Raw genomic sequence first — 17,269 nt, 5'->3', positions numbered from 1 at the left:
AATGGGTAAGAGGTTGCTCGTACAGAGGAGGGGGCGCGGAGGAAGTGTATTTAGGAATCCCGGCTGGAAACGCCTCGGGCCGGCCAGGTATCCGCCTTACAATCCCGAAGAGTTCAAGAACAAGGTGCTTGTCGGCGTTGTCAAAGACTTGCTCCACGAGCCGGGCCGCGGAGCCCCTCTTGCACTGGTGGAGTTCGAGGATGGCACAAAGATGTACATGATACCTCCTGAGGGGCTAGCGGTAGGGCAAAAGATCTACTATGGAGCAAAGGCTCCGGCAGTCCTTGGAAGCATAGTTGAGATAGGTAACGTGCCGGAGGGAACGATAGTTTCGAATATTGAGATAAGGCCCGGGGACGGCGGGAAGCTGGCTAGGAGTAGCGGAGCCTATGCGCTTGTACTTGCGCACTCGAACGGCAAAACGCTTATACAGCTTCCATCTAAGAAGGTTAAGGAGGTATCCAGTGAGGCGAGAGCGACGATAGGCATGGTGGCCGCCGGTGGAAGGATAGAGAAACCTATGCTTAAGGCGGGCAAGATGTGGCATTGGTCTAGGGCTAAGTCGTTCAAGTACCCAACAGTTAGAGGAAAAGCTATGTCTGCCTACGCCCACCCGGCAGGAGGAGGTCATCACCCCAAGGGCTTAACGCCAGCTCCTAGGAACGCGCCGCCCGGCAGGAAGGTCGGTCACATCGCGCCCAGAAGGACTGGAAGAAAGAAAGGAGCCTCCAGGACTCCGACCCAGTAGAGATCGAATTTTTGTTACAACTTTTGTTACCCGGAGATTGTTCTAAGAATCTTGCTTTCGAGCGACGTTGCTATCCCACCGCCGACTTTCCCCTTCACGTCTCTCATAACGATGCTTTCTATGAGCATCTTGCTTATATAGGGTGCTCTTCCGAAGAGGATCTTGTTTTCCCAGATCATCAACGCCCTTCCGTAACCGACGGACACGAGGCTTTTCGGCTTTGAAGCAAGGAATATGGGCTTATGCGTGTAGCGTGGGGTCTCGCCGCTGATCTGTAGCGCTATGTTCTTCGCGGCTGTTTTGCCTTGAAGGATAGCTTCTTCGGCCATCTTCATAGCGTAGTCGGAATCCACGGCGAAATGGTTTATATCGCCGATAGCGTAGACGTCGTCCCTGCTCATCACTTGCAACGTTGGCTTGACGCAGATCCACCCTCTACCCTTCACGGGCACATCTACGTCGAACCTTATGTCTGGGGGTCTCACACCCACAGTCCAGACTACGATGTCGCACTGAATGCTTGTACCGTCCTCAAGGTTCAGGTTTTTCTCCGAAACACTTGAGACACCGTTACCCTTGATTATCCTGACCCCTTTGCTCGAGAGGAATTCCTCTATTATCTTTGATGCCCGTTGAGAGTTTAGGGTAGGCATTAGCATCTGCATCTTCTCTACAACGACCACCTCACTCTTCCCTTCGTACTTCTCGGCAACTTCGCCCGCAACTTCTACGCCGGTCAGCCCGCCCCCGGCGATGCATACTCTGCAACCGCTACCGCACTTGCCGAGCTCCCTCACTATTCTCTCGTAGTCCTCGAGCCTCCACGCCGGAAGAGCCTGGTGGGCACCGGGTATGCCGTAGTACTCTGTAGTAGCACCTGCCGCTAGCACCAAGTAGTCGTACCTCAATTTTTCCCCGTTGCTAAGCTCGATCGTTTTCTCCTGGAGGCTAACCCTTGTGACTTCTCCTAACAAGAACTCTGCGCCCAGCCTTTTCGCTATCTCCTCAAGGGGCTCCGTGAGATCCTCCACTGTTTTCTTCCCGGAAATAAGGTAAGGTAGAGACGGCAAGTAGACGAAGCGTCTGCTCTTATCCACCAGCACTACTCTGTTTCTCTCCGTCAGGCCTAGCCCTGAAAGGGTCTTGAGGGCGTAGAAGCCTCCGAAGCCTCCGCCTACGACGACTATAGTTTTACCACTCACGTGTTGGGAGACGTTTGGACAAGCATAAAGTCTTCGAATTATCGCGTGTTATCAATCTTTTGATACTTGTTTAAGCTCTAGTAGTTTTTTGTCTGCAGGGCGAGAAGTAGCGTTTGCGCGCCCTGCGCCGTAGTGCGAGCGACACTAAGCTTAAATAGCCATACCAGAAACTTTGGGAAGGGGATAGCTTTGGAGAGTACTTCGAAGTTCACGTATCGCGGGTATACACTGGAAGAGCTACGCCAAATGCCGATAGAAAAGCTAGCCGAGATAATGCCGGCTAGGCAGAGGAGAAGCCTTCTCAGAGTCTTCAAACAAGGTACGAGCGAGGAGCACCTCAAGCTCCTAGAGAAGATTAGGCGGGCTGCTAAGCTCGCGAGCGAGGGGAAAAAGCAGCCAGTAATAAAGACTCACCTAAGGGACTTTATAATACTTCCGGAAATGGTCGGGCTAACAATACACGTTCACAACGGGAAGGAGTTTGTCCCCGTTGAAATTACGCCGGAAAAGATCGGGCACTACCTAGGGGAGTTCGCGCTTACGACGAAGAAGGTCGAGCATGGCGAGCCTGGGCTCAAGGCTACGCGTTCGTCCATGTTTGTCGCGCTTAAGTAGTCTGGGTGAGGCGCGGTGTCTCAAAACCTGAAGACTTTTACCTTCCTTGTTGAAGGCGGGAAGGCAACGGCAGGTCCACCGATAGGTCCGGCTCTTGGACCGCTAGGGCTAAACGTGATGCAGGTTGTGAAGCGGATAAACGAGCTAACGGCCGACTACGCCGGCATGAGAGTACCGGTGAAGGTAACTGTCGACGTTGAGAAAAAGACCTTCGAGGTTGAAGTAGGTACACCGACTACCGCCGCGCTCATAATCAAGGAACTGAAAGTCGAGAAGGGTGCCCACCAGCCGTCCAGGGAAAACGTGGGCAACCTGACTTTGCAGCAAGTGATAAAAATCGCGAAAATCAAGAAGAAAGACATGGGGGCGTCAACCCTGAAAGCAGCCGTGAAGACAGTGGCTGGTACCGCGCAAAGCATGGGGGTAACGATTGAGGGGAAACCACCTAAAGTATTTATTGAGGAAGTGGAGAAGGGGTTGTACGACGAGGAGATAAGGAAGCACGAGGGTGAAGCTGCATGAGCTCACAAACCCTGGTAGCCGCTGGGAGCCTAGAAGAGGCGATAAAGGAGGCCCTAGTCTCGTCACCCAAGAAGAGGCGTTTCACGCAGAGCGTCGAGATGATAGTTACACTCAGGGACGTAGACGTTAAAAAGCCGGAGAACAGGCTGAACACTGTCGTGGCTCTGCCGCACCCGGCTCCTGGAAAACTGGCAAAGGTAGCCGTAATTGCAAGCGGGGATACCGCGCTGAAAGCTAAGGAGGCAGGCGCGGATATCGTAGTAGACAAGGATGAGTTGCAGAAGATAGGGAACGACAAGAAAGCGGCGAAAAAGCTGGCCAAAAGGTACGACTTCTTCCTCGCACAACCAGACCTCATGCCGCTTGTAGGAAGAGTTCTAGGTAAGTACCTGGGTCCCCGCGGTAAAATGCCTCAACCGATCCCTCCGAACGTAGCGCTAGACGCGCTGATAGAGAGATTCAGGAGGTCTGTGAGGATTAGAATGAAGGACGAACCCCAAATAGCCTGCAGGATCGGGGTGGAAACACAGCCTGTCGAACATTTAGCTGAGAACGCGCGCGCAGTTCTGGCGGAGATCTTGAAGAAGTTCCCTCCGCCGAACATAGACAGGATATACTTCAAGCTGACGATGGGTAGACCGGTGAAGGTCAGCAGAGAGGTGGTTAGGAAGTGAGCCTACAGGCAGTTAGCGTTAAGAGTAGCCCCGCACGAGCAAGGAAGGCTAAACTCCTCGAAGAGCTTTCAGGGTACCTAAAGCAGTACCGCTACTACATGGTAGCTTCTATCACGGGGTTGCCAGCATCCGTGGTGAAGACCTCGAGGAGCCTACTAAGAAGTGACGGATCCCTGATGAAGGTCGTGAAGAACACTATATTCCTGCTGGCACTCAAGAACACCGGGAAGTACGTCGAAGGCATAGAGGAGCATCTCCGCGGCCAGAACGCCGTAATCTTCACGAACAAGAACCCCTTCGAGATACTCTTCTTTCTGGACAAGCAGAAAATCATGCGGGAGGCAAGGGCGGGGGACATCGCGACCAGCGAGATAGTGTTGCCAGCCGGTAACACGGGCATACCCCCTGGACCCATGATTAGCAATTTCAACAAACTAGGCATACCCACGAGGGTCCAGGAAGGTAGCATATGGATAGCGAAGGACACCGTCGTAGCTAAGCCTGGGGACGTAATATCCCCAGAGCTGGCCGAACTTCTCTCGAAGCTAGGTCTAAAGCCCATCGAGAGCAAGTTACAGATAAAAACCATCTACCTCGATGGCAAAGTGGTATCCCCAAAGGACGTGGAGCTAGACGTAAGCCTCTGGAAGAACAGGCTGGTCTCCGCGCATACAGAAGCGTACAACTTAGCGTTCAACGCAGCTTTGCCACTACCGCAAGTGCTACCGCAGCTCATCGCCAAGGCTCACATTGAGGCGCTAGCGCTCGCGTCTAACGCGGCTTACCCGGCTAGAGAAGCGTTACCGCAGATCCTAGCCAAAGCAGAGGCTCAGGCCAAGGCCCTCTACGAGAGGCTTAAAGCCGTAAAACCCGAGCTTTAGCCGCGTTTAATTTATTAGCTTAACGTTCTACCCTTGTTTTTGCAGAGGCGCCTATGTCGAAGGAGGATTTCGTAAACTTGCCGTTCTTCGTTGAGAATGGATGGATAAAGAGAACCTGCCCGGTGTGCGGCAGAACTTTCTGGACGCTTGACCCAGAGAGGAAGGTCTGCGGCGATCAACCCTGCGAGGAGTACTCATTCATAGGGAGGAGCGTCGGCGTAAAGCCGGAATCCCTGAGTGCAACCAGAAAGATGTTCATCGACTTTTTTGAGAAGAGGAACCATACACCCGTGAAGCGCTACCCCGTAGTCGCCAGATGGAGGGAAGACGTGTACCTCGTGGGGGCCTCCATCTATGACTTCCAGCCATGGGTCACCGAGGGGCTTGTACCTCCACCGGCCAACCCCTTGGTCATCTCCCAGCCCAGCATAAGGCTCACCGACCTCGACAACGTGGGTAAGACCGGGCGGCACCTGACAGGCTTCGAGATGATGGCCCACCACGCCTTCAACATACGCGATCAGCGGGTCTACTGGGCTAACGAGACCGTGGAGTATGCCTTCGAAGTCCTAACGAAGGTTTACGGAGTGAAACCGGAGGAGATAACCTTCATCTTCGACATGTGGAGCGGTGGCGGGAACGCTGGGGAAGACTACGAGGTCATCGTGAGGGGGCTTGAAGTAGCCACGCTCGTGTTCATGCACTACAAGACCGCCGAGGACGGTAGCCTGATACCGATAGAGAACAGGATAGTGGATACCGGGTACGGCCTGGAGAGAATATACTGGTTGCTAACTGGTCACTACAACGTATACGAGGCTGTGTTTTCCGGGGTGATAGACAGGCTAAGGAAGCTCAGCGGCGTGGAGAAGCCTCCAGACGACCTGATGTACAGGCTAGCCTTGAAGAGCGGGAGGCTGGACTTCAAGAAGCCGCTCGAGGCCTTGGAGACACTGAGGAACGTTTCGAGGGAAGTGGGCATTTCCTTCGAAGAGCTACAAAGGGTGCTCGAGCCAAACGAAGCTCTGTATGCCCTCGCGGACCATACCCGCACCATCGCGTGGATGCTCGGCGACGGAGTAGTTCCATCCAACAGCGGTGCCGGATATCTCGCTAGGCTCCTCATAAGGAGGAGCCTCAGGCTTCTTCGCAGGCTCCAGCTGGAGCTACCACTCAGCGAGATAGTACTGTGGCAGATACAGTACTGGCGCAACGACTTCCCAGAGTACCTGGAGCTCCAGGACGAGATACGCGACATTGTCGACACAGAGGAGGAGCGGTTCGAGGAAAGCGTTAAGAGGGGCGAGAAGGTGCTCGGAGCATTGCTCGGCGAGCTGAAGTCGAAAGGGCTACGAGTCGTGCCAGCAGAGGAAATCGTAAAGCTGTACGAGTCCCACGGCGTACCCCCCGAGCTCGTAAAAGAAAAAGCTGAGTCTGAGGGACTGGAAGCGGACATCACAGGCTTCTACAGCAGGCTCGCGGAGATGAGAAGCAGGGCTCAGGTACAGCAGAAAGAAGCCCTACAGCTCCCCCTAGACCCCTCGCGCCTCAAGGAGTTCCGGCCTACCCGCCTCCTCTACTACGAGAACGAGAAGCTCGCGGAATTCGAAGCAACAGTTCTCGGAGTCCTGGACGGGAAGTACGTCGTCCTGGACTCCACGGCTTTCTACCCGGAGGGCGGCGGGCAGCTCTCGGATACCGGGGTTCTCGTTTACGAGGGAGGCGAGTGCAGGGTAAAGTACGCGTTTAAAGTCGGAGACATAGTGGTGCACGAGTGCGAGGGCAACGCTCCACCGGTAGGAGCGAGGGTGAAAGGAGTAGTGGACATGGAGAGAAGGCTCGCCCTGATGAGGCACCACACCGCTACACACATTGTGCTTGGAGCTCTGCGGTCAGTGCTCGGGAAGCACGTGTGGCAGGCGGGTGCGCAGAAAACGCCGGACTATGTTCGCTTCGACTTCACACATCACAAAGCTATTACGCCTGAGCAGGCTAAGGCCATAGAGGCTCTGGCGAACAGGGTGGTCATGGAGGATAGGCCCGTCAGGAAGTACCTCTTGAACAGGACGGAAGCTGAGAAAGCCTTCGGCTTTACCCTGTACCAAGGAGGCGCGGTCCCCCAGACGACGCTAAGAGTAGTGGAAATACCGGGCTGGGACGCCGAAGCCTGTGGCGGAACCCACTGCGATAGGACAGGGGAGATAGGGTTAATAAAGATCCTTGGCTTCGAGAAAATACAGGACGGCGTGGTTAGAGTGGTTTTCAAGGCCGGCATGCCGGCCTTGGAGTACGTGCAAGGAATGGGCGATAAGCTGAAGAACCTTCAGGAAATCCTAGACGCGAGCTATGAGGGTCTAGAGGAAAAGGCGAAGAGCCTGAAGAGCAGGATTGAAGCTCTCGAAAAGGAGGTGAAGAAGCTCAGGGAAGAGCTCCTCAAAGGAGGCGTCAGCGTAAGCCCCGTAGCAACGGTTCAGGGAGTGCAGGTCTACGTGTACTTCTCCGATGAGTACGAGCCACGGGAGGCCGCCCTCGCTATCTCTAGGACGCGTACGAGTAGCGTCATCCTTGCCTACAACTCGAAGGGAAACTTCGCGCTAAAAGTGACCGACGATCTCCTCGACAGACTAGACGCGAGGGAGATAGGGCGCTCGGTCTGCGAGTCGTTGCGCGGCAAGGGAGGAGGCGTGAGGGACCTCTACCAAGGAAGGATTGACGAGACAAAGTCCGTCGACAAAGTCATCGTAGAAGCTTTGAGGCAGGCGTTAGAGCGCCGATGAAAGGCTCCGAAGCCACCGCCGGGTACACGAGGATAACCCTGAACAGCGACTTCATCTGCGAAGCCGCCAAAGACTTCTTCTACCTGGTGAATAGAGGGTACAGCAGGAAGCAGTCCCTGGAACTCGTAACCGCGAGGTACGGCCTATCCAAGGTAGAGAAACTGGCCCTTTACAGGTCCATCTTCCCAAGAGAGGTCGCGGCATCGAGGAGGAAACGCTTAGCCGAACTTGAATCCCTCGGCACCGGTCTTCTCGTCGTTGACGCGTTCAACCAAGTGGGGACTGTTTCCTCAGCTCTCCTAGGAGATGTCCTCGTCGTTGGGAATGACGGCATAGTAAGAGACCTCGCCGCCGGCTACAGGAGGATAAGCTTCTCCCCCCTCTACGTCTCCGCCCTCTATGTGCTTCTCTCCTACCTCTCGCGCCTCGGCGTAGAGAGGGCGGTCTTCGTCTTCGACTCACAGGTAAGCTTCAGCGCTAGGTTCGCCGGTATACTGAAGAGCTTCGCTTCTCTCCTGGGGCACGAGTGCTGGAGCATTATTTCTCCCAACGCGGACAACACGGTGATCCAGCTGTCGGAGTGGGAGGGGGCAGCCGTAGCGACCAGCGACTCTGTAATCCTGGAGAAGACAAAAGCACCGGTAGTAGATGTAGCAAAGAATATAGTCTCGCGCGTCTCACTAGAGACAGTAGTAGACCTGGGTGAATGCCTCGATGATGAGGTTGAATAGGGAGCAGAGGAGAATGCTTGAAAGGATGGGCTTGGTTTTTAAGCCTATAGAAGGTGTTCAAGAAGTGCAGATAAAGCTTGCCGGGAAAACAATCATCATAAGATCACCCGAAGTACAGGTTCTCGAGATTAAGGGTGGAGGAAAAATCTACTACGTGACGGGTGTAGAGGAGGAGGTCCCGGGAGAACAGCAACCTCAGCAACTCGAGATCTCGCAGGAGGACATAGATCTCGTCGTTCTCCGGACGGGGGCTTCCCCGGAAGAGGCCAAGAGAGCCCTCATAGAGTCTGGGGGAGACATTGCTAAGGCGATTCTCTCGCTGTCTCAGAGGAAGCGGTGACGGCTGTGCTTACGAATATCAAGCAACGCGTAGAGAGAGCTTTCTCGCCACTAGGCGACGCCATCGCCGCAACTGGTCTAAAACCAAACCATATCACTGTGCTGGGGTTTGCTTTAAACGCGTCTTCCGTGGCGCTACTCGCATGGACAGGTTCGCTCCCGTCGTTCCTGGCCGTCTTCACCCTCGCCTCTTTAATGGACGTCTTAGACGGCTACGTAGCCAGGAAAACCGGTAGGGTGAGCGCGTTCGGAGCGTTCCTAGACTCTACACTCGATAGGGTGAGCGACACTCTAACCTCCTTCGCCCTCATGCTTGTAGGGGTTGCCAGCGCCTACGAGACGATTTTCCTGGTACTGGGCGAGTACCTTGTGAGCTACACGAGGGCTAGAGCCGAGTCGCTGGGGGTAAAAATGGCCGGTATAGGGATAGCCGAGAGGGCTGAAAGGCTTCTGTTGAAATTCTCAGTTTTCTTCGCCATTCTGATAGGTGCGAGCATTGTCGCCCGAGCTGTGCTCTGGGTACTTATACTTGTTACCTACATTACTGTGCTCCAAAGAGTGGCGCACGCCTACCGCTCCCTTACTCGCGCGACGAGGCGTGAGTGATAAAAACGTGCCATGGAAAGTAGTTCCGGGGTCGCGTAGATGATAGAGATAGATGGCTCCATGGGGGAGGGGGGCGGGCAGCTACTCCGGTACAGCATAGCTCTCTCTGCGATAATGAATGTGCCGCTAAGGATATACAACATAAGGGCTAAAAGGGACCCGCCCGGCCTTAGGCCTCAACACCTAACGGCACTCAAGTTCATAGCCGAGCTTGTCAAAGGGGAGGCCGAAGGTCTAAGAGTTGGATCCACAGAGGTTAAGTTCGTGCCAAGGCTGAGAAGACCTGCACCAGGCAAGTACGTCGCCGATATAGGTACAGCTGGAAGCGTAACCCTTCTCCTGCAAGCCTCCCTACCTGTCCTACTGGCCGCTGAAGGCAAGGTAGGCCTAGAGGTGAGAGGGGGAACGTCGGTGAGGTGGAGCCCTCCCTACAGGTACTTCGAAAACGTACTCATCCCCTTGATCTCGAAGTTCGGAGCGAAGATCAGTAGCAAGTTGTTGCGCGAAGGCTTCTACCCAGAGGGTGGAGGCGCCGTTTACGTTGAGACTACGCCGGGCTACCCCCTTGAACCCATAAACCTCACCGCGAAGTCTACGCCCGGCCCTGTCGAAGGGGCATCTTACGTGGGGAACCTCCCGTGCCACATAGCTGAGAGACAGGCGCGGTCAGCGAGAGAACGCATAGAGAGTGCTGGCTTCAACGTGGGCAAGGTGAACGTGGTTTGCAACCAGCCAGCCACCGGTAGGGGGTCCGGGATAGTCCTATGGGCGAGAGTCGGCGAGGGGGTTGTAGGTTCGGACGCGCTGGGAGAGCGTGGAAAGCCGGCGGAGGACGTTGGACGCGAGGCTGCCGAGCGGCTCCTGCCCATCCTCAAAGCTGGAGCGCCGGTTGACCCTCACGCATCGGACAACCTAGTCATATACATGTCTCTAGCCAGGGGGGAGTCGGCGATACTCACCACCGAGCTGACGTCCCACGCGGAAACAGCTTTAGAGCTGTGCAGGCAGATAACAGGGGCTACCTACACCGTGGAAAGAACGGGCAACGGCGTTCTCATAAAGGTCAAGGGAGTAGGGTACTCGCCGTAGCGCGCTACACTAGAACTTTATCTTCACGATTCTTCCAGGCTTCAACCCGAGCACCTCGGAAGCATTTCCCATGTTGACAGCCAGCTCGAGGTACCCGCAACTGTTCACGAGCGCTACCAGCGACCCGCGAGGCGCGTCCCCAAAAGTGCGAACGAAGGGTACGTCTACCTCGTGATCATCGAAGGCTACTCTGATTCTCGTAGGACCGTACTCCCGGAAGAATTTCTCGGGCCTAACGCCGAGCGCGACATTCCCGAACCTGTCGACGTGAATGACTCTTGCCTTCACCCAGCCTTCCTCGAGGATAGTCTCCTCGATATCCATTAAAACGGGGTCCGCGTACTCTCGACCGATCTCTTCGGGCCTCCCGCCGCACGATAGAAATGCGGCTACCGGGGCAAAAACGTCTCTTCCATGGAAAGTGTGCGACGTCTTTCTTCGGGCTCCTGGTACGCGTAGGATTTCCCAGGCTTTAAACTCCTTGTTTCCAACGGCGCAGGGTAGAAGCCCGTTATCGGGGCCTACGAAGAGGTAGCCCTTGTGCTCGAGGATGATGGCTTTCCTCGATGTACCTACGCCTGGGTCCACGACTACCAGGAAGACTGTTCTGCTCGGGAAATCGTCGTAGCAACACCTAAGGATGTAGCAAGCGTCTTCGACCGACCAGGGTTCGACTTCGTGAGTCACGTCTACTACGGTGCTTTGAGGGCAAAGAGAGTGCACCACAGCTTTCACGGCTCCAACGTAGTAGTCCCTAGTCCCAAAGTCCGAGAGAAATGCTATTATTCGTGCGCTGTCCACGGTGAAGAAGGGCGGAAAAGGCTGTATAAAGGTAGCGCGTGGTCGCCATGATGGTAGAGTTCGGAGTGAAAGGTGAAAGGGTTGTAGTAAGAGTCGCTTGCCTCAAGTCTAAGAGTGCCGTTTGTCCGAAGGACCTCGTGAGGAGTATTCAAGGAAGGCTCCCGGAGAATGTTTGGGTAACGCTATTCGATGAGTGTAGAAAGATCCCTCCGCTCGAAGTTGTAGTATCCGCAGTCGGCTACACCGTTCGAGGCATAATGGAGGGAAAAACCATTTCGCGCGACCCATCCCTAGATGTCTTGCTCTACGTGAACGGGTCCAGGAACATAGGCGAAGCTTTGAAGGCGTTCTTCAGTAGCTGTACGGAAAGCTTCGGGGTCGTAGCGTTCTCCTTGGGAAGAGAGCCCAGGGAGACCGCGGAAGCCTTGGCGCTCTTCAGAGAGCTTGGATTCGAGGAGTCGGAGCCAGACCTCCTTGGCTCGCTTAACTTTTACTCTCAGCGCCTAGGGGTCCCAGCCGAGAAAGTCCCCGGGTATATGAGGGCCAGGATGGTATACCTAGCTCTCGAGGTCTAGGCGCTCGCTTTGGTGCTTCCTAGCTTTAGCCTCGCGCCGCGCCCTTTCCACGGAGAGGATCATCGAGGGAGGTATCACGGAGACGCCTGCTCTATCCCCGATGACCTCGACGAGCACTATCTTGTCCGGGTTGTCTAGGTTTACCTTGTTCGTTATCCTAGAGGCTATCTCGCGGATGATGTCCTCCCTCCGGAGCTCGGAGAGCCTTATGTGGGCTTCGACTTTGAATGTTTCTCCTGGGTTCAACCTGGAAGAGGATAGCCTTAAAGCGGCCTCGACTATTTGCTGGATGTCGGCGTCCACGGTAACCTGTATAGGGGTTATCTTCAGGATGTATCTGAAGTACCACGGGTTCTCCTCTATTTTCTCTCGAGCCTTAGCGACGAAGTCTTCCGGGTCTAGGCTGGTCTTAGCCACGACGAGAGAGGGTAGGCCTGTCTTGCTGGCGTCAAGCCTGGAGTCTCCGAGCTCCTTCGCGAAGAACCATAACTCTGAGATGCAGTCGTTCTCGCGTTGCCTGTAAGTAGAGACTACGAGGTTGAACTCGCCTAGCAAGCTTTCACACCGATGAAATAACGGTCGCCCCGGTATATTAATTGTACAGCGCGTTGAGGTGTGCACGTAGCTTTAAATACTTGTGTTGTGGATAAGCTATCCTCAAACGGTGAACAGTGATGGAGTTTTGCCCGAAGTGCGGGGGCCTTATGCTCCCGAAGAAGATAAAGAGGAGTACGTACCTGGTCTGCCAGTCGTGCGGCTACATGGTGAAGGCGAAGAAAGCCGAAACCGCCGGGTACTCGATGAGGGAGAGTATCTCCGAGGATAAGCGTACAAAGGTCTCCGTCTTCGACGTGAAGAGCGTTACTCAGGCGGAAGAAGAGAGGGCCCAAGCGAAAGAAGAGTACTACGAGGTCTTCCTGGAAACCTACGCCGAGGAGGAAACCGAGGAAGAGTAGGCTCCGCGGTGCGGGGACAGATGAGGGTAGCCGTTATAGACAGGTCACTGTGCAGACCTTCTAAGTGTAACCAGGAGTGCGTCAAGTTCTGCCCCATAAACAGGTCTGGCTCTAAATGCGTTTGGATAGACGAGGTCGAAAACAAGGCGAGGATATCTGAGGAACTCTGCGTTGGATGCGGTATATGCGTTAAGAAGTGCCCCTTCTCGGCGATCTCGATAGTAAACCTTCCGGAGAAGCTCGCTGAGGACCTGGTACACAGGTACGGGCCTAACGGCTTTGAGCTCTTCAGGCTACCAGTACCGAAGGAGGGAAGATCCCTTGGAATACTCGGAAGCAACGGCGTGGGCAAGTCTACTTCCCTCAAAATACTCGCGGGCATAACGAGGCCAAATCTCGGAAACTTCGAGTCCCCGCCTAGCTGGGACGAAGTGATAGACTTCTTCAAGGGCTCTGAGCTTCAAACGTACTTCGAAAAGCTCTCTCAGGGAAAGCTCCGCGTAGCCTACAAGCCCCAAGCCGTGGATGCGCTCGCAAAAGTTACCTTAAGCGTCGGGGAGGCGCTGAAGAAGGTTGACGAGAAAGGAGTGGCGCGCGAAGTAGCAGAAGAGCTGGGCCTACTCCACCTATGGGACAGACCGGTCAAAGCTCTCAGCGGTGGAGAGATGCAGAAAGTAGCCATCGCAGCCACCATAGTTAAGGATGCCAACGTTTTCCTCATAGACGAGCCGTCATCGTACCTGGACGTCAAGGAGAGACTGCGAGTGGCGGACGCGATAAGGCGGCTTGCGCGGCCGGGCGTGTACCTCGTCGTGGTAGAGCATGACCTCGCGGTTTTAGACTACGTGTCAGACCTCGTATCGATAATCTACGGCGAGCCAGGGGTATACGGTGTTGTAGGCACTGTTAAGGGCGTCAGAGCTGGCATCAACACGTACATAGACGGCTACCTAAGGGAGGAGAACGTGAGGTTCAGGGACTACAGGCTTGAGTTCTACGACAAACCACCACAGGTAGCGCAGGTTCCCGAAAGGGTTCTGCTGAAGTGGAGCGACCTCTCGAAGACCCTCGGAGACTTCTCTCTCGAAGTTTCTGCCGGTGAAATACACAAAGGCGAGGTCATAGGCATACTTGGGCCTAACGGTATCGGCAAGACAACGTTCGTTAAGATACTCGCCGGCATTTTGGAGCCGGATGCGGGGTGGGTCCAGAGGATCGGCGCCCTAAAGCTGAGCTACAAGCCCCAGTTCCTCGGGGAGGTGAAGGTAGCGGGGACTGTTCGAGAATTTTTGAGGGAGTCTGGCGTCGATACTGCGTCCTCTTTCGTACAGTCAGAGCTTATAAAGCCCTTAAGGGTTCACACGCTCTTCGACAGCTATATGGAGGAGCTGAGCGGAGGAGAGTTGCAGAGAGTACTCATAGTTGCGGCTCTGGGTAGGGAAGCCGACCTCTACCTCCTCGACGAGCCAATGGCGTACCTAGACGTCGAGCAACGCTACGCGGTCTCAAGAGTGATTAGAAGGCTGACTGCCGAGAAAGGCGTAGCCACGTTCGTAGTAGAGCACGACATCGTCGCCGTGGACTTCCTTGCGACAACGGTGATGGTGTTTGACGGAGAGCCCGGCAAGCACGGCAAGGCTTCGCCGCCTACAAACATGAGGGACGGCATGAACGCATTCCTCAAAAGCGTCGGCATAACGTTCAGGAGAGACCCGGACACGAAAAGACCACGCATCAACAAGCCAGGCTCCTGGCTGGATCGCTACCAGAAGGAGGTCCTGAAGGAGTACTACTACGTTGTTATAGAAGAAGAGAAAGAGAAGTAATCGTGCATTCACTTGTAGGAATCGCGCGATAGCTTGCGCAAAGAATAAATACTCCTCGATTGTGAACCATTCGCAAACAAAAACACAAGGCTTGGTGAGAAAAAATGTCGGAAGTAGGAACAGTCTTCGTCGGTAACAAGCCCGTGAGTAGCTACGTGCTAGCAGCAGTGACACAGTTTACCAGTGGGAGCAAGAGAGTCGTACTGAAGGCAAGAGGGCGAGCGATAAGCAGGGCTGTCGACGCTGCAGAGCTCGTGAGAAGGTTCCTAGGTGGCAAAGTCGACTACGGCAACATCAAGATCGGTAGCGAGAAGGTCGGCGAGCCAGGCAAGGAAAGGACTGTCTCCACCATAGAGATAGAGCTCGTAAAGAAGGAGTAGGTACCGAGCATTAATAACAAGGATTTTCTTTCCAGCTAAGTTTTCTCATTTTAAGCATGAAAGTGGTCATCAGCTATGGTGAAAGTATCACCTGGGAAAATCGGAGCTGTAATCTTACAGGGAAGCAAGGTATCGCTGAACTTTACCGTGGAGAACGATGAAGGCACTCCCGTAAAGGGCACTCCTTTCTTCAACCTAAAGGCTCAGGGGAAGCAACAGATATACGTTGTGTTCGAGCAAGCGGTTATTCAGCCTGGAGAAAAAGCAACGTTCAACTTTGAAGTTAAATTCGACGTACCGGTTGGAGAGGCTGTCGCGTACTTCTGCTTCGAGACGGACAAGGCTGTATGTGAAGAGAGGCAGGTCTACATCGCGGGGGAGGGTGAAGCCATCTACGTAGCTTTCGTGTGGCATCACCACCAGGCCCCCCAGTTTTACCCCGACGGGAGCCTAAAGGACGAGTGGGCATTTATACACGTCGCTAAGGGCGACTTCTACGCGTATTCGGGGGGACCCTACAAGGTACACATGGAGACGCACAAACGTATACCAGGCTTTATCGATGTAGACCACTTCTCCCCGTCGCTCCTGGAGCAGTGGTTGCTTTTTCTATCGGGTAAGCTAAGGTCCTCGACAGCAACCAAGGAGGACGTAGAGGGGTTGCTGAGCTTTCTTAGGGAGAAGATCCGGGAAGGCATCGTGGAGCCCCTGGGAAGCGTCTACGCCCACACGGTTCTCGGCCTCGTTCTGAAGAAGGCTAAGCAGAGGGGCCTCGACGAGATAGCGAAGAAGTTGATCGAGTGGGAGCTCCGGGAGGGCTTGAAGATTGTGGAGGAAGCCCTGGGCCGCCGGCCGAGCGGGCTTTGGACACCCGAAATGTTCTGGCACATGGACCTCGTCGACCTCTACGGCTCGCTCGGAGTAAGGTACACCGTCCTGTGCGAGCAACACTTTACGCGCGCTGGTGGGGACAAGGAGAACATTTACGAGCCATACGTCGTCGAGGACCCTATTTCCGGGAGATCCGTCGTCGTCTTCTTCAGGGACCTAAAGCTCAGCAACTGGATTAGCTTCAAGGTTGACTTCAAGAATCCAGAGGAAGCGGACAACGAAGCTAGAAGGTTTGTTATAGAGCTGGCTAAGAGGAGGGAGGTCGCGCCAGGCGGGATTGTAACCATAGCTCTCGACGGCGAGAACTGGATGATCATGCCGGCGTACAGGAAGTACGCGCCGTACTTCCTGGAAAAAGTGCTCGAGTACATCTTGGAGAGCCAGGTAATAAGGCTCACGACTTTATCGAAGTACCTCGACCAGAACCCGCCGAAACGCGTCCTTGACTACATACCGTCGGGCTCCTGGGTAGAGCTCTCGGATAAGCAGTGGACCGGGGGCGCAAAGGACGAGCTCTGGAACGAGGCAATGGAAACTTTAGTCTACGTTGAATCAGCGTATAGATTACTGGAACCGGAGGCTGAGCGCCTGCTCGCAGATCCCGACTCACCACTCTACAGGCTGTTCAAAGCCATCGCTATAGCCATAGACAGCGACTTCTACTGGTACGGAGAGTTGGAAAGAGAACGGGAGTTTATAAAGGAGTGGTTAGCAGAGGCGCGGAAGATAGCTGGAGAAATACTCGGAAACCTTAAGGCAAGGGAAGTCGGGAGGACGAACAACCATGCTTTCATCGAAATTGAAAACAGAAATCTCTTCTCGGCGAAGGTGAGGATAGTTTCAGAGGCTAAGAGCCGAGTCGATGAAACGAGTATAATTATCCCAGCGTCCTCGAAGGTAACCCTTCCCGTCTACGTCGGTGACTCAAATACCCTTGTGAGAGTGGTTTCCGGTAAAGTAACTCTTCAAGTTGTTGGCGGCGTTGACGGTTCTCCGGCGCCCCTCTCTCTTTAGGCATTGTTTTTTCGCGCGTAAGAAATATTTCAGGAAGTTACGCGTTAAATGAAGGTGGACTAAGTTTGGACTCAGGAGTTAAGGAGGCTTTCCTACTGATGGTTTTCTTCTTCTCATCAGGGATTCTCGTCGGGGCTTTCTTGGTCTACCCAGTTGCTGGGAAAAGTGCTTTAGGCTACCTTGGCAGTACCCCATTCGACGTCCGTATCTCGCCCGCGGCACTAGCTTTGCTCATCTTCACCAATAACGTTAAGGTAGTGCTCTTAATCGTACTTTCAGCTCTAGCCGTGATAGGCCCGCCTCTCATAGTATTCCTAAATGGGGTAATAGTAGGCGCAGTGTCCATGTACGCGGTTGAAAGGACGTCTATAGTAACGCTTCTCCTGTCGTTAACCCCTCACGGAGTGATAGAAGTACCCGCCATCCTCTATGTGTCCGCCCGCTCTTATGCTTTCGGAATCTCTGTGTGGAAGGAGATTCTGCATAAGTCTCGCGGCAACACTCATACCCATGCTTTAGAACTTGTTCGAGCTCTTCTGGTGACTATAGTCCTCCTTTTTATTGCCGCCGTTATAGAGGCATTCGTGACGCCGAGGATAGCAGGAATAGATTATGTTTTCAAGCCCTAGAAGCCAAGAGTAA

The 17,269-nt window shown here is 54.3% G+C and carries 19 protein-coding genes; 16 read left to right on the top strand and 3 right to left on the bottom strand.

From position 1 onward, the window contains the following. Position 1: 1 nt before the first annotated feature. Positions 2-748 (top strand): 50S ribosomal protein L2, encoded by a 747-nt coding sequence (locus TPEN_RS01130; protein WP_011751902.1) that lies wholly within the window; start codon positions 2-4, stop codon positions 746-748. A gap of 26 nt (positions 749-774) precedes the next feature. Here TPEN_RS01130 and TPEN_RS01125 read toward each other — a convergent pair whose 3' ends face one another. Next, on the bottom strand, positions 775-1,950 hold the full coding sequence (locus TPEN_RS01125) for an NAD(P)/FAD-dependent oxidoreductase (protein WP_011751901.1): 1,176 nt from the start codon (positions 1,948-1,950) through the stop codon (positions 775-777). 189 nt (positions 1,951-2,139) lie between these two features. Here TPEN_RS01125 and TPEN_RS01120 point away from each other — a divergent pair, with 189 nt between their 5' ends. From TPEN_RS01120 to rtcA, 9 genes are all read left to right on the top strand, one after another. Further along, positions 2,140-2,565, top strand: coding sequence for a 30S ribosomal protein S19 (locus TPEN_RS01120; RefSeq protein ID WP_011751900.1), 426 nt, complete (start codon positions 2,140-2,142; stop codon positions 2,563-2,565). A 27-nt stretch (positions 2,566-2,592) separates the two neighbouring features. Then, positions 2,593-3,087 (top strand): 50S ribosomal protein L11, encoded by a 495-nt coding sequence (locus TPEN_RS01115; protein ID WP_052885366.1) that lies wholly within the window; start codon positions 2,593-2,595, stop codon positions 3,085-3,087. Then, entirely contained in the window at positions 3,084-3,761 is a 678-nt protein-coding gene (locus TPEN_RS01110; protein ID WP_011751898.1) for a 50S ribosomal protein L1, read from the top strand. The genes TPEN_RS01115 and TPEN_RS01110 overlap by 4 nt, the downstream gene beginning before the upstream one ends. Next, a complete protein-coding gene (locus TPEN_RS01105; protein WP_011751897.1) occupies positions 3,758-4,642 on the top strand; it encodes a 50S ribosomal protein L10 in 885 nt (294 codons plus the stop codon). Before TPEN_RS01110 ends, TPEN_RS01105 begins: the two co-directional genes overlap by 4 nt. Positions 4,643-4,695: 53 nt before the next feature. Further along, positions 4,696-7,419, top strand: a complete 2,724-nt coding sequence (alaS, locus tag TPEN_RS01100) for an alanine--tRNA ligase (protein WP_011751896.1) — start codon at positions 4,696-4,698, stop codon at positions 7,417-7,419. Then, positions 7,416-8,150, top strand: coding sequence for a DUF434 domain-containing protein (locus TPEN_RS01095; protein ID WP_011751895.1), 735 nt, complete (start codon positions 7,416-7,418; stop codon positions 8,148-8,150). The genes alaS and TPEN_RS01095 overlap by 4 nt, the downstream gene beginning before the upstream one ends. Next, the gene (locus TPEN_RS01090; RefSeq protein WP_011751894.1) at positions 8,134-8,490 is read left to right on the top strand and encodes a nascent polypeptide-associated complex protein; all 357 of its coding nucleotides are present in this window, start codon (positions 8,134-8,136) and stop codon (positions 8,488-8,490) included. The genes TPEN_RS01095 and TPEN_RS01090 overlap by 17 nt, the downstream gene beginning before the upstream one ends. Positions 8,491-8,618: 128 nt before the next feature. Beyond that, complete coding sequence (locus TPEN_RS01085; RefSeq protein WP_052884994.1) at positions 8,619-9,095, top strand: CDP-alcohol phosphatidyltransferase family protein; 477 nt, start codon at positions 8,619-8,621, stop codon at positions 9,093-9,095. 39 nt (positions 9,096-9,134) lie between these two features. Beyond that, positions 9,135-10,184: an RNA 3'-terminal phosphate cyclase gene (gene rtcA / locus TPEN_RS01080; protein WP_011751892.1), complete on the top strand. Its 1,050-nt coding sequence runs from the start codon at positions 9,135-9,137 to the stop codon at positions 10,182-10,184. Between the two features lie 9 nt (positions 10,185-10,193). Here the strand turns inward: rtcA and TPEN_RS01075 are convergent, their stop codons facing one another. After that, the gene (locus tag TPEN_RS01075; protein ID WP_011751891.1) at positions 10,194-10,985 is read right to left on the bottom strand and encodes an SAM hydrolase/SAM-dependent halogenase family protein; all 792 of its coding nucleotides are present in this window, start codon (positions 10,983-10,985) and stop codon (positions 10,194-10,196) included. A 47-nt stretch (positions 10,986-11,032) separates the two neighbouring features. Between TPEN_RS01075 and TPEN_RS01070 the strand changes: the two genes are divergently transcribed. Continuing rightward, entirely contained in the window at positions 11,033-11,560 is a 528-nt protein-coding gene (locus TPEN_RS01070) for a hypothetical protein (RefSeq protein ID WP_148677867.1), read from the top strand. On the opposite strand, the gene TPEN_RS01065 is transcribed toward TPEN_RS01070, so the two are convergent. Beyond that, positions 11,543-12,115 carry a THUMP domain-containing protein gene (locus TPEN_RS01065; RefSeq protein ID WP_011751889.1) on the bottom strand — a complete coding sequence of 191 codons (573 nt, stop codon included), beginning with the start codon at positions 12,113-12,115 and terminating at the stop codon, positions 11,543-11,545. The genes TPEN_RS01070 and TPEN_RS01065 overlap by 18 nt on opposite strands. 119 nt (positions 12,116-12,234) lie before the next feature. Here TPEN_RS01065 and TPEN_RS01060 point away from each other — a divergent pair, with 119 nt between their 5' ends. From TPEN_RS01060 to TPEN_RS01040, 5 genes are all read left to right on the top strand, one after another. Then, positions 12,235-12,516: a DNA-directed RNA polymerase gene (locus tag TPEN_RS01060; RefSeq protein ID WP_011751888.1), complete on the top strand. Its 282-nt coding sequence runs from the start codon at positions 12,235-12,237 to the stop codon at positions 12,514-12,516. Between the two features lie 20 nt (positions 12,517-12,536). After that, entirely contained in the window at positions 12,537-14,342 is a 1,806-nt protein-coding gene (locus tag TPEN_RS01055; RefSeq protein WP_011751887.1) for a ribosome biogenesis/translation initiation ATPase RLI, read from the top strand. Positions 14,343-14,446: 104 nt separating this feature from the next. Continuing rightward, positions 14,447-14,722, top strand: a complete 276-nt coding sequence (albA, locus tag TPEN_RS01050; protein WP_011751886.1) for a DNA-binding protein Alba — start codon at positions 14,447-14,449, stop codon at positions 14,720-14,722. Positions 14,723-14,797: 75 nt separating this feature from the next. Beyond that, a complete protein-coding gene (locus TPEN_RS01045; protein ID WP_011751885.1) occupies positions 14,798-16,627 on the top strand; it encodes a glycoside hydrolase family 57 protein in 1,830 nt (609 codons plus the stop codon). A gap of 65 nt (positions 16,628-16,692) precedes the next feature. Then, positions 16,693-17,256, top strand: a complete 564-nt coding sequence (locus TPEN_RS01040) for a stage II sporulation protein M (protein WP_052884991.1) — start codon at positions 16,693-16,695, stop codon at positions 17,254-17,256. The last annotated feature ends 13 nt before the right edge of the window (positions 17,257-17,269 follow it).

The organism is Thermofilum pendens Hrk 5, from assembly GCF_000015225.1.
Taxonomy (GTDB): domain Archaea; phylum Thermoproteota; class Thermoprotei; order Thermofilales; family Thermofilaceae; genus Thermofilum; species Thermofilum pendens.
The sequence above is the reverse complement of the archived record's forward strand: the minus strand, read 5'-3'. Positions and strand labels throughout refer to the sequence as shown.

Coding starts and splice junctions, on each gene's coding strand:
- TPEN_RS01090 (WP_011751894.1), top strand. CDS start 8,134: ATGATGAGGTTGAATAGGGAGCAGAGGAGAATGCTTGAAAGGATGGGC.
- alaS (WP_011751896.1), top strand. CDS start 4,696: ATGTCGAAGGAGGATTTCGTAAACTTGCCGTTCTTCGTTGAGAATGGA.
- TPEN_RS01045 (WP_011751885.1), top strand. CDS start 14,798: ATGGTGAAAGTATCACCTGGGAAAATCGGAGCTGTAATCTTACAGGGA.
- TPEN_RS01070 (WP_148677867.1), top strand. CDS start 11,033: ATGATGGTAGAGTTCGGAGTGAAAGGTGAAAGGGTTGTAGTAAGAGTC.
- TPEN_RS01130 (WP_011751902.1), top strand. CDS start 2: ATGGGTAAGAGGTTGCTCGTACAGAGGAGGGGGCGCGGAGGAAGTGTA.
- rtcA (WP_011751892.1), top strand. CDS start 9,135: ATGATAGAGATAGATGGCTCCATGGGGGAGGGGGGCGGGCAGCTACTC.
- TPEN_RS01095 (WP_011751895.1), top strand. CDS start 7,416: ATGAAAGGCTCCGAAGCCACCGCCGGGTACACGAGGATAACCCTGAAC.
- TPEN_RS01060 (WP_011751888.1), top strand. CDS start 12,235: ATGGAGTTTTGCCCGAAGTGCGGGGGCCTTATGCTCCCGAAGAAGATA.
- albA (WP_011751886.1), top strand. CDS start 14,447: ATGTCGGAAGTAGGAACAGTCTTCGTCGGTAACAAGCCCGTGAGTAGC.
- TPEN_RS01110 (WP_011751898.1), top strand. CDS start 3,084: ATGAGCTCACAAACCCTGGTAGCCGCTGGGAGCCTAGAAGAGGCGATA.
- TPEN_RS01055 (WP_011751887.1), top strand. CDS start 12,537: ATGAGGGTAGCCGTTATAGACAGGTCACTGTGCAGACCTTCTAAGTGT.